At 73.4% G+C, this 11,517-nt stretch carries 9 protein-coding genes and 1 pseudogene; 3 read left to right on the top strand and 7 right to left on the bottom strand.

From position 1 onward, the window contains the following. Nucleotides 1-17: 17 nt before the first annotated feature. A complete protein-coding gene (locus ACWC2T_RS27005; RefSeq protein WP_450672947.1) occupies nucleotides 18-503 on the bottom strand; it encodes an Lrp/AsnC family transcriptional regulator in 486 nt (161 codons plus the stop codon). A 60-nt stretch (nucleotides 504-563) separates the two neighbouring features. Between ACWC2T_RS27005 and ACWC2T_RS27000 the strand changes: the two genes are divergently transcribed. Next, on the top strand, nucleotides 564-1,763 hold the full coding sequence (locus tag ACWC2T_RS27000) for a trans-sulfuration enzyme family protein (protein WP_450672946.1): 1,200 nt from the start codon (nucleotides 564-566) through the stop codon (nucleotides 1,761-1,763). A gap of 379 nt (nucleotides 1,764-2,142) precedes the next feature. Here ACWC2T_RS27000 and ACWC2T_RS26995 read toward each other — a convergent pair whose 3' ends face one another. From ACWC2T_RS26995 to ACWC2T_RS26980, 4 genes are all read right to left on the bottom strand, one after another. Continuing rightward, nucleotides 2,143-3,597: a GNAT family N-acetyltransferase gene (locus tag ACWC2T_RS26995; RefSeq protein WP_450672945.1), complete on the bottom strand. Its 1,455-nt coding sequence runs from the start codon at nucleotides 3,595-3,597 to the stop codon at nucleotides 2,143-2,145. A gap of 316 nt (nucleotides 3,598-3,913) precedes the next feature. Continuing rightward, complete coding sequence (locus ACWC2T_RS26990) at nucleotides 3,914-5,497, bottom strand: alkaline phosphatase D family protein (protein ID WP_450672944.1); 1,584 nt, start codon at nucleotides 5,495-5,497, stop codon at nucleotides 3,914-3,916. Between the two features lie 419 nt (nucleotides 5,498-5,916). Continuing rightward, complete coding sequence (locus ACWC2T_RS26985) at nucleotides 5,917-6,747, bottom strand: alpha/beta fold hydrolase (protein ID WP_450672943.1); 831 nt, start codon at nucleotides 6,745-6,747, stop codon at nucleotides 5,917-5,919. Nucleotides 6,748-6,851: 104 nt separating this feature from the next. Beyond that, a complete protein-coding gene (locus ACWC2T_RS26980) occupies nucleotides 6,852-7,505 on the bottom strand; it encodes an NADPH-dependent F420 reductase (RefSeq protein WP_450672942.1) in 654 nt (217 codons plus the stop codon). A gap of 121 nt (nucleotides 7,506-7,626) precedes the next feature. On the opposite strand from ACWC2T_RS26980, the pseudogene ACWC2T_RS26975 reads away from it, so the two are divergent. Both ACWC2T_RS26975 and ACWC2T_RS26970 read left to right on the top strand, forming a co-directional pair. Further along, nucleotides 7,627-8,335 (top strand): annotated as a pseudogene (locus ACWC2T_RS26975) (sigma-70 family RNA polymerase sigma factor). A 253-nt stretch (nucleotides 8,336-8,588) separates the two neighbouring features. Further along, nucleotides 8,589-9,350: a GntR family transcriptional regulator gene (locus ACWC2T_RS26970; RefSeq protein ID WP_450672941.1), complete on the top strand. Its 762-nt coding sequence runs from the start codon at nucleotides 8,589-8,591 to the stop codon at nucleotides 9,348-9,350. A gap of 251 nt (nucleotides 9,351-9,601) precedes the next feature. Here the strand turns inward: ACWC2T_RS26970 and ACWC2T_RS26965 are convergent, their stop codons facing one another. Together ACWC2T_RS26965 and ACWC2T_RS26960 are read right to left on the bottom strand one after the other, a co-directional pair. Next, entirely contained in the window at nucleotides 9,602-10,756 is a 1,155-nt protein-coding gene (locus tag ACWC2T_RS26965) for an ROK family transcriptional regulator (RefSeq protein ID WP_450672940.1), read from the bottom strand. A gap of 93 nt (nucleotides 10,757-10,849) precedes the next feature. Beyond that, nucleotides 10,850-11,503, bottom strand: coding sequence for a response regulator (locus ACWC2T_RS26960; protein ID WP_450672939.1), 654 nt, complete (start codon nucleotides 11,501-11,503; stop codon nucleotides 10,850-10,852). Nucleotides 11,504-11,517: the final 14 nt, after the last annotated feature.

Genomic DNA, 11,517 nt, shown 5'->3' with positions numbered 1-11,517 from the left:
CCCACGTATAGGGGGATTCAGCTCTGGGCGTGGCCGGGCGGCAGCAGTGGCCCGCACTCCCACTGCTGGAAGATCAACCGGGTCTCCACCCGGGCCACCTCGCGCCGGCTGGTGAACTCGTCGAGCACCAGCCGCTGCAGATCGGCCATGTCCGCGACGGCCACATGCACCAGATAGTCGTCCGGCCCGGTCAGATGGAACACTGTCCGTGCCTCCGGCAGCGCCCGGATCCGCTCCACGAACGGCCCGACCAGCTCCCGCCGATGCGGCCTGACCTGCACCGACAGCAACGCCTGCAGCCCGCGACCGATCTTGGCCGGATCCAGCTCCAGCCGGTGCCCGAGTATCACGCCCGACCGGCGCAGCCGGGTCACCCGGTCCAGACACGTCGACGGCGCCACGCCCACCTGCGTGGCCAGATCACGGTAGGTGGTCCGGGCGTCGTTCTGCAGGAGCCGCAGCAGATGGAGATCCACCGGATCCAGTACGACAGATTCGGCCATTGGCCGAACGTAGCACGGTGTTCGAATCCAGAGAACCGTTCACTGTTCACCCTTCCGCCCATGGACACAGCGAGCACCGGTGCCTACGACGGCGTACGCACCGCATCGAGAGCCCTGGCCACTCAGGCCGTGCACGCCGGCCGCGACGATCTCGCCCGCCAGGGTCTGCACGCCCCGCCGATCGACCTGTCGACCACCTACCCCTCGTACGACAGCCGAGGTGAGGCCGCCCGCATCGACGCCTTCGCCACCGACGGCGCCGACCCGGTCGGACCGCCCGTCTACGGCCGTCTCGGCAACCCGACCGTCGCCCGCTTCGAGACCGCCCTGGCCCGCCTGGAGGGCACCGAGTCCGCGGTCGCCTTCGCCAGCGGCATGGCGGCGCTCAGCGCGGTCCTCCTCGCTCGCTCCGCGATGGGCCTCAAGCACGTCGTCGCCGTACGACCCCTGTACGGCTGTAGCGACCATCTGCTCACCGCGGGGCTGCTCGGCACCGAGGTCACCTGGACCGACCCGGCCGGCATCGCCGACGCGCTGCGCCCGGACACCGGCCTGGTGATGGTGGAGTCCCCGGCCAACCCGACCCTCGCCGAGCTCGACCTGCGGGCCGTCGCGCACGCCTGCGGTTCGGTGCCGCTGCTCGCCGACAACACCTTCGCCACGCCCGTGCTGCAACGCCCGGCCGAGCACGGCGCCCGGCTGGTGCTGCACAGCGCCACCAAGTACCTCGGCGGCCATGGCGATGTGCTGGCCGGAGTGGTCGCCTGCGACGAGGAGTTCGCGGGCCGGCTACGGCAGATACGGTTCGCCACCGGTGGCGTCCTGCATCCGCTGGCCGGCTATCTGCTGCTGAGGGGACTGTCCACGCTCCCGGTGCGGGTGCGGGCCGCCTCCGCGAACGCCGCGGAACTGGCCGGCCGGCTCGCCGCCGACCCGCGGGTGTCCCGCGTCCGCTATCCGCGCATCGGCGGCGCGATGATCGCCTTCGAGGTGAACGGCGATCCGCACGAGGTCATCTCCCGGGTACGGCTCGTCACCCCGGCGGTGAGCCTCGGCAGCGTCGACACGCTCATCCAGCATCCCGCTTCCATCAGCCACCGCATCGTCGATGCCGACGACCGTCGGGGGGCGGGGGTGAGCGACCGGCTACTGCGGTTGTCGGTGGGACTGGAGGACGTCGACGATCTCTGGGCCGACCTGGACCAGGCGCTCGGGGAGCCCGTCCGGACGCCGGCGCCGCTGCGGGAAGCGGTGCGCTGAGGGCACCAGCCGACCCCGTGCGTCGCGCGAGGGCGGCACCCCCCACTGCCTGAAGGGCGTGGGGGGACGCCCCCGATACCGCCGCCGCGGCCGGGCGCCGTGGCGGCGGATTCGCGGCGCGCGGGTGCCGTGTCTGCGCGCCGGGGGCCGGCTGCTGCCGGGGCGCGCCCGGCACCGCAGCCCGGAGCAGGGCTCCGGCTCCGTCATGGCCCCGCCGGTTCCCGCTCGGCTGCGGCCTCCGTCCAGGGCCGGTGCCTCGGGTTTGTCGCCGGCCGGCCTGGCCGCCACCTGGCTGCGGGCTCCGCCCCGGGCCGGAGCCCGCCTGGACGCCGGGTCCGGGCGAGGTTCCCGCGGACGTCGGTGAGGGCCGGGCCGTGGGTCAGTCGCGGTGGGCCGGGTCGCCGAGGCGCCGGAGGCCGGTGTCGTACGGCGTTCGGGCGGCGTCCCGTGCGGAGTCCAGCCGGGCGGTGATGACCAGCGTGCCCTCCTCTATCTGATAGTCGAGGGGCAGGCCGAGGCCGCGCATCGCCGCGACCATGCCGGTGTTGGACGCCTGCGTCACGGCGTACACGCTCTCGCAGCCGGCCTCCACGGCCATCGCCACGAGCCGGCCGAGGAGTTCACCGCCGATGCCGCGCTGCTGCCAGTCGTCCTCGATCAGCAGCGCGACCTCGGTCTCGTCGCCGTCCCACAGCAGATGCCCGAGGCCGACGATGCGGCCGGAGGTGGTCTGCGCGGCCAGCGTCCGGCCGAAACGGGGGCTGAGCAGGTGGTTCAGATAGCGGTCCGCGTCGCCGACCGGGCCGTGGTAGCGCATCCCGAGGGTGCGCGGCGAGCACCGCTCATGCATCGCCCGTGCCGCGGCCACGTCCGCGGTGTCCGCCCGGCGAACGGTGATGTCGTTGCCCTCGGGCAGCGTCAGCACGTCCTTGCCACGCGGGATCCGCGGACCGAGCCGGTTGTCGAGGTCCACCAGGGCCCGCGCCCGGGCGAACTCCGTGGGCGTGAACGGCAGATACGGCCGCTCCACGGTGAGTACCCCGCCCTCCGGGGCCGGCAGTCGCATCACGGTGTCCTCCAGCACACCCCCGGCCGGCACCGGCTCGGGCCCGCGGCCGCCGCCGACCGGTGTCCCGGGCAGTGAGCGGATCGTGCACCGGCCCAGCAACTGGCGTAGCGCAAGCGGCAGTTCGGCGGCGTCCAGTGCGGTGCGCGCGGCCAGCCCGAGCACGCGGGTGGGGGCGTCGACCAGGTCGTGGGCGTCGGCCCGCTCGATCCAGGTGGACTTCCCGCCGGCCTGTGAGACCGCCCGGGTGAGTTCGGCCGCCTCCAGCGCGCCCGGAGCCCGCAGCAGGAACTCGTCCACTGTGCCGTCGGCGAGCGGGTGCGTCTGGAGGCTCAGGATGTCGACGCTCCGCCCGGCGAGTGCGGTGCACAGTGCCGCCAGCGAGCCCGGCTCGTCCTTCACCGTGGTCCGCATCCGCCACAGCGTACCGGTGCCGGGCACGTCGTCGCTGTCGGCCACGTCGTCCGTTCCGTCGCCAGGCTGCCCGGAGGGCCCGGCCGACCGCGTCTCGGCGGTCGGCCGGGCGCCGGTATCACTGACGGGCGGCGCGTGGCCGTGGCGCCGTGCCCACCAGAGGTGGAAGCCGGCCGTCGCGGCGAGCACGAGCGCCGAGATCACCAGCAGGACGGGACCGTCCGGGCCGTGCCCGACCAGGTTCGCCACCCCGTCGGCCACGGCGACGGCCGTGAACAGTGCGGCGAGCTCGACGAGGTCCCGTCGCCAGTGGTGTACGGGGCGGCCGTGCTTCGCCCGGGTCACATCAGACATCTCTGGAGTCATGCAGCCACTGTGAAGGAACGGTGTTGCGTGATCACGAACTGATTGTGACCGATGGGTAAAGCATGCTCCGTCCGTTTTGTTGCAGTTTCTACTGTCTGTCGGCTCCGTGCCGCCCGGCCCCAGATCGTGGCGTTGTCGTCATCCAGTGCTCGCGTCATACGAAAACCGTAGAGGCGACCACTGACAATCCGTCTGACCTGCGAAAAGGGCCGTAGGCAGCGGGAGTTGACCGTGCCGCGCTCCGTGGGATGACGCCGGTGCGCGGCACGGATGAAGGGTACGGGAGCGGCGGCCCCGCCCGCGCCTACTGGCCGACCCGGCCCGGCTGGAGCGTCTGCGTGAACAGCACGGTGCCGTCGTACTCGCGCAGCCGGACCGTCAGCTCGCCGCTGTCGCCGTCGATGTCGACCTCGCCGAAGAACTGGTAGCCCTGGGCCGGCGACACATTGGACGCGGTGGGCGCCTTGACGAACACCCGGTCCGGGCCGAACGTGCCGTCCAGTGCGTTGGCCGGGAAGGCCCCCGCGTTGAGCGGGCCGGAGACGAACTCCCAGAACGGCTCGAAGTCCTTGAACGCGGCCCGCGACGGGTCGTAGTGCTGGGCGGAGGTGTGGTGGACGTCGGCCGTCAGCCACACCGTGCCGGTGATCCGCCGGTGCTTGATGAAGCGCAGCAGCTCGGCGATCTGCAGCTCGCGGCCGAGCGGAGCGCCCGGGTCGCCCTGCGCGACGGCCTCGAAGTTCGGCTTGCCCTCGACGGGGTCGGGCACGACCAGCCCGAGCGGCATGTCGTTGGCGATCACCTTCCACACCGCGCGGGACTTCGCCAGCTCCCGCTTGAGCCACTCCAGCTGCTCCCGGCCGAGGATGCCCACCGGGTCGGTGGTCTGGTTGTCGGGCGAGTTCGCGTTGCGGTAGGTACGCATGTCGAGCACGAACACGTCGAGCAGCGGACCGTGGTGGACGACCCGGTAGATCCGGCCGTCGGGGCGCTCGCTGATCGTCGAGATCGGGAAGTACTCGGAGAACGCCTGCCGGGAGCGCAGTGCCAGGTCGTCGAGCCTGGTGCCGGCCGGGTAGGGGGTGCCGGTGCCGATGACCTCGCCCGGATACCAGTTGTTGCGCACCTCGTGGTCGTCCCACTGGATGATGTTCGGCACCTGGGCGTTGAACCGGCGCAGCGCCGAGTCCAGGAGGTTGTAGCGGAAGTTGCCCCGGTAGTCGTCCAGGGTGATCGCGACGTGCGACTTCTCCTCGGTGGTGACGTTCCGGTAGACGCTGCCGTCGGGCAGGGTCGCGGTCGCCGCGATGGGGCCGTCGGCGTAGATGTTGTCGCCGCTGCACAGGAAGAAGTCGGGGTCGACCTTCGCCATCGCGTCGAAGATGCGGTAGCCGCCGATGGACTCGTTGATGCCCCAGCCCTGTCCGGCCAGGTCGCCGGACCACACGAACCGCACGCCCTGGCGGCGCCGGGCGGGCGCGGTACGGAAGGTGCCGGTGACCGGCTCGCTCGTGCGGCGCGGGTCGTCCGGGTCGGCGAGCAGCACGCGGTAGTGGAGCTGCTCGCCCGACGGCAGGCCGTGCAGCCGGGTGGTGCCGGTGAAGTCCGTGCCGGAGCCCAGCAGCGGACCGTGCCATCTGCGCGGGTTGCGGAACGACTCGGTGGCCGAGGTCTCCACGATCATCCGGGCCGGCCGGTCCGAACGCACCCACACCAGGCCGGAGTCGGTGGTCACGTCGCCCGCCTGCACGCCCCAGCTCGCCTGGGGGCGCCCGGAGCGGGCGAACGCCGGGGCCGCGCCGAGGCCGACGGGCAGGGTGAGGGCCGCCGACGCGGCAAGGCCGCCGCGCAGTACGCTGCGGCGGCCGGGGAACGGACGGTCTGACATGGCTGCGCCTCCAGGAGCGGGATCCGGCCAGTGTGCAGAGCCACACCTACTGGGGGGCTGCGGCGCGCGCGCAAACCCGAAGTGAACAACGAGCCCTGGGGCAGAGCCGCCGGGCGGAGCGCCGCGCTCCGGACGAGCCCGTTGGCCGGCCGTCGGTGCTTTACGACGTCGCAGCCACGCGCGCGTACCCCCCGGGCGCCGTGGGAGCCCGGGGCGGGCCGGGGCACGTCACGTCCAGCTCGGCGGAAGGATCCGTGCCCGTACGTCAGCGCGCGCACAACGCGGCACCGGTGGCCGGGACCAACCCTTCGACGAGGCGGCACCGGCCACCGGTCCGGCACCGTCGGCGAGGGCTCGGCACCGGGGCCACTTCCGCCCCTTTGGCTTCAGCTCCGAAGCTCGCCCGCCGTCCGGCGTGTTCAGCGGCTGCCGTCCAGAATGACCCGCGCCACGAGTGCGGGGTCGTCGTTCATCGGGCAGTGGCCGCAGCCGGGCAGCCGTATCAGCCGGGCGTGCGGGATCAGCTGCTTGGCGCGCACGCCCTGACGGCGTACGAGGAGCCGGTCCCGGGAGCCCCACGCCACGGTGACCGGCAGACCCGGCAGGTCGTCGGTGAACCGGACGGTGGCGCCCGCACGCAGCGTCGCGTCGAACCCGGTGGCGCCCACCAGCGCGAGCGTCTCGGCGACGACGGCCTCCGGGGCGCGGCGCGCGGGTCGGGCGTAGATGGTGCTCGTCAGCGCCGTACGGCCGGCCGCGGTACGCGACAGTCGCTCCACCAGCGGCACCGGCAGCCGCTGGGCGATGCCCCGCATCGCGAGCAGCACCGTGAAGGCATACCGGCGCTCGGCCTCCGTCCAGAAGCCCGCCGGGGAGAGGGCCGTGACGGACCGTACGAGCTTCTCCCGGCCGAGCTCCAGGGCGAGCAGGCCGCCCAGCGAGTTGCCGGCGATGTGCGGCCGGTCCAGCTCCAGCGCCTCGAACAGGGCGCCGAGCACCGCATTGGTGGTGGGCAGGTCGTAGGCGAGGCCGTCCGGCAGTCCCGGGGACGCGCCGAAGCCGGGCAGGTCGACGGCGATCACGTCGCGCTCGGTGGCGAGGATGTCCACGACCGGGTCCCAGGCCTGCCGGTGATGGCCGATGCCGTGCAGCAGCACCAGCGGTTCGCCGTGTCCCACGCGCGCGTAGGACACGGCGACGTCCTTCGGGCCGTGCGGAGTGGGGACCTTGAAGGCGGCGGTGGCGGACATGGGGTGCTCCTCGTCTGGGTGCTGACGGACGCCGTAGACAGCTTGTCAGCAATTGCTACCGGCTGGTAGCCCCCGAGGGGAGTACGTCCGCGCCGCGGCGGTGGTCAATCCACCCGGCGCACCTCGATGTTGAAGTCCGCGGTCCCCAGCTGCCGCATCATGGTGAGCCACAGCGGCAGATACATCTCCGTCGCCCGCGCCGCCCGGATCCCGCCCAGGTCCAGCACCCGCTCGGCCGGCCACCCGAACTCGCCGAGCAGCGCCGTCACCTGCGCCTTGGCCCCGGCGTCCTCACCGCACACGAACAGGTGGTGGGAACCCGGCACCCGTGCCGGATCCACCATCACCTGGCAGTTGACCGTGTTCAGCGTCTTCACCACGCGCGCGTGCGGAAAGGCCCGCTGGATCTGCTCGCCCACGCTGTCCGACTCCACCGGGTCCAGCCGCGGTTGGCCGTCCTCGAAGGCCAGCGGATTGGAGACGTCCACCAGGACCTTGCCGTCGAGGTGCTCCGCGCGGGCCGCCCGCAGGGCGTCGAGCGCCACCCGGCCGCCCACCGCGTTGATGACCACCTCGGCCGCGGCGGCCGCCTCCGCGAACGTACCCGCGCGGGCCCGCTCCGCGGAGGCCGTGGCCCACTCCAGCGCCACCGGGTTGTCCTTGACGCGCGATCCCAGGGTCACCTCGTGCCCCAGCTCCACCAGCCTGCCGCCCAGCGTGCGGCCCACCTCGCCCGTGCCCAGCACCGCGTATCGCATCGGCCACCTCCCGTTGCCGGCCGCCGGCTTCCGGCGGTCCGCGGTCATTGTGATCCGGACCGGCGCCGGACGGGCCGATTCCGGGTGGACAGCTCCGGCGCGTGTCGGATGGGACGGGGCGGTGACCACCGAGACCGCGACCGATGTCTTCGAAGAGCACCGCCCCCTGCTCATGGGCGTCGCCCATCGCATGCTCGGCCGCCTGGCCGACGCCGAGGACGCGGTCCAGGACGCCTGGCTGCGCTGGTCGCGCGAGGACCGGGCGAAGGTCCGCGAACCGCGCGCCTACCCTGGTGCGCATCACCACCTGGCTGGCCATCGACCGGCTGCGCCAGGTGCAGACGCGCGGCGAGGCGTATGTCGGGCCGTGGCCGCCGGAGCCGTATCTCACCGAGTGCGGCGACGCGGCCCAGGACGCGGCCGACCGCGCCGTGCTCGCCGGCAGCGTCTCGCTCGCCCTGCTGGTCGTCATGGAGCCGCTGTCGCCGCTGGAGCGGGCCGTCTTCGTGCCGAGGGAGGCCTTCGGCTACCCGTGTGCGGAGATCGCCGCCCTGCTCGACCGCGGTGAGGCGGCGGTACGGCAACTGGCCGGGCGGGCGCGCCGGCACGTCGACGAGCGACGCCCGCGCTACGACGTCGACCCCGGCCGGCGACGCGAGCTGACCGAACGTTTCCTCGCCGCCGCGGCCGACGGCGACATGGACGGGCTCATGTCCCTGCGCGACGGCAAGCCCGAGAGCCTGGTCCAGGTGGACGTCGCCGACGGCCGCGTCGCGACCGTGTACATCGCCCGCAACCCGGACAGGCTGCGGCACCTCGCCGACCGCTGAGTCCCACACCGCCGCATCACCCGCGCCCCGCGAGCCCCGTCCCGCGACGGGGGCTTTGCCGCGATGTCACACACCGTCGTGCGCGAACGCCGTGTGAACGCTCCGCGGCAGGTCGGCCGCGCGGTGCCCAGGGGAAACGAGGATTGGTCTTGACCAAGGGTGAAGGCCGCCCTATGGTCGCAGAGAAGTGCAACAACCTTTAATAAACAAGGGCGCGAAAAACCGCCGGACCACGGCTCTTGCGGAGGACAGGGTGGGGACCACGCAGCTGGAATCGGTGCCGGAACCGAAGTACTGGCATCTCAAGACCGTGCTCAGCGAGGCACTCGACTCCGAGTTCTCGGTCGGCGAGATCCTGCCCAACGAGCGCGACCTCGCCGCCCGCTTCGGCGTGGCCCGCGCTACGCTCCGCCAGGCCCTCGAGCAGCTCGAGCTGGAAGGCCGGCTGCAGCGCCGCCGCGGTGTCGGTACGACCGTCGCGCCCCCGCGGGTGGGCGTGGCCGTCGGCACCGAGCAGCACGACTGGCCGGGTGCCGCCTCGGACGCCTGGCAGCCCGGCGACTGCGACCAGGCGGTGCCGCCCGCCGCCGTAGCCACGGCCCTGGAGACCGGCGCGGACGAGCCCGTGCACATCGTGCGCCGCTCCCGGATGTCCCACGGCCAGCGGGTCGCCACCGAGCTCCTCTACATCCCGGCGGCCTCGGTCCCGGATCTCACCGCCATCGACGCCCCGTCCGGCCCGGCACGCGCGCGTGCGGTGCTGCGGGAGCTCCAGCACCTGACCCTCGAGGGCCAGGACCGCGCCGTCGAACTGGGCTCCGCCCGCGCCGACGACGCCAAGGACCTCGACCGGCTCCCCGGCTCCCCGGTCCTCGTCGTCACCACCCGCTTCTTCGCCGCGGGCCGCACCGCCGCACTCTCCGTCGCCACCTACCGCGCCGACACCTGCCGGCTGACCTTCGGCGACACACCGGACGTCGAGATACACCACGACCCCGAACGCCAGGCCTCCTGAGCACCGGATACCTCTCGAGCGCCGGGCGGGGCACCCCACCTCGGGGGCGCGGGGAAACGTGTGCAGATCCCCGCATCTCCGGGTAACACCACAGCGCGGGGCGGGGCTGCCCACCTCAGGGGCGCGGGGAACTGCGCGACGGGCCACGTCGGCGCCGCAGCAGCGAGACCACCGCGCCCGGCACGGCGAGGGCCCGGCGCCGCGTCACCGCACGGCGAGGGCTCAGCGCCGCGTCACCGCACGGCCAAAGCTCAGCGCCGCGTCACCGTGCTGTCGACCGCGAACAACTGCTCCTCGACATGGTCCAAGGCCAGGCGCAGCGCCCCCGTCGCCACCGCCGCCTCGCCCAGCACGGACAGGGCCACCTGCGGCGGCCGCAGGCAGTAGCGGGCCAGCTCACGGCGCAGCGGTTCCAGGACGCCGTCGAGACCGGCCGCCCACCCGCCGATCACCACCAGCTCGGGATCCAGCGCCAGCACCAGCGCGGCCACGTCGTGCACGAGCCGCTGGATGAACCGCTCCACGGCCGCCCGGGCGCGCTGGTCGCCCTTCCGGGCCAGCGCGAACACCTCGGCGACCGCCTGCTCGTCCAGCGGGTGCAGCGGCTCGTCGGTGGTGGACAGCAGCGTCTCCGGAGTCGCCTCACGGCCCAGCAGATGCAGCGCGCCGATCTCCCCGGCCGCCCCGCCGTAGCCGCGGTGCAGCCGTCCGCCGATCAGCGAACCCGCGCCCGGGCTCAGGCCGGCCAGCACGAACACCACGTCGTCCGACTCGGTGGCCGCGCCCTTCCAGTGCTCGGCGACGGCCGCCGCGTTGGCGTCGTTCTCCACCAGCACCGGGCACTTGAAGGAGCGGCTGAGCCGTTCACCCAGCTGCAGGCCCGTCCACTGCGGCAGCGCCGTGCTCAGCCGCACCGTGCCGTCGGCCTCCACGATCCCCGGCGTGCCCACGCCCACGGCCCGCAGCGAGCCGCGCGCGACGCCGGCCCGGCGCAGCAGCTCGGCGACCGCGCCGCGCAGCCGGTCCAGCCGCTCGTCCGCCGGCGCCGTCTCGTCGACCTCCTTGGCCTGCGCGCCCAGCACCCGCCCGTCCAGGTCGGACAGCAGCGCGGCGACCCGGTGCGGCCCGATCTCCAGGCCCAGCAGATGCCCCGCCTCGGCCCGGAAGCGGAACCGGCGCGCGGGCCGCCCCTGACGGCGCGCGGTGCCCTCGTCGGCCGCGGTCTCCACGACCAGTCCGCCCTCGATGAGCCCTTCGACGACGCCCTCGACGGTCGGCCGGGACAGTCCCGTGGCCCGGGTGATCTCGGTGAGCGTCGCGCAGTCCATGGCACGCAGCGCGTGCAGCACCACCGCGGAATTGATCCTTCGCAGCAGCGAGGGATCGCCGCCGGTCAGCTGCCCCACCGTCGGTCCTTCCAGCTCGCGGGCGTGTTGGGCGGATCGTACTCGGCCCGCCGCGCCCCGGCGAGTGCCGGGCTCCGCGCGGGCCGGCCCGGCTCACCCCGGCTCCACGAACCCCGACTCGTACGCCGCTATCACCGCCTGCGTGCGGTCGCGCGCACCGAGCTTGGCCAGGACGGCGCTCACATGCGACTTGACCGTCTCCGTGCCCACGACGAGCCGAGCGGCGATCTCCGCGTTCGACAGCCCGCGCGTCATGAGCCGCAGCACGTCCGCCTCCCGCTCCGTCAGACCGGCCTCCGCAAGCGGGGCACGCTGCCGGCGAGGACCGCCGTACCGGGCCGCGAGCTGTCGTACCGACGCGGGGAACAGCAGCGACTCGCCCTCGGCCACCAGCCGCACCGCGTGGACGATCTCGGCCGGCCGTGCCCGCTTCAACAGGAAGCCGTCGGCTCCCGCACGCAGTGCCTCGTACACGTACTCGTCCTCCTCGAAGGTCGTCACCACGAGGATCCTCGGCGGGGCGGCGACCGTGCGCAGCACCGCGCGCGTGGCCTCGATCCCGTCCATCAGCGGCATGCGGACATCCATCGCGACCACGTCGGGACGCAGTTGGCGCACCAGCGGGATGACCGCCGCCCCGTCCGCCGCCTCGCCCACCACCGCGACGTCGGGCTGGGCCTCCAGCACGGCCCGCAGACCCGCGCGGACCAGGGGTTCGTCGTCGACGAGGAGCACGGTGATCGGCATCCGGCCAGCGTAGA

This window comes from Streptomyces sp. NPDC001393, from assembly GCF_053597455.1.
This window is presented reverse-complemented; position numbering and strand designations above follow the sequence as displayed.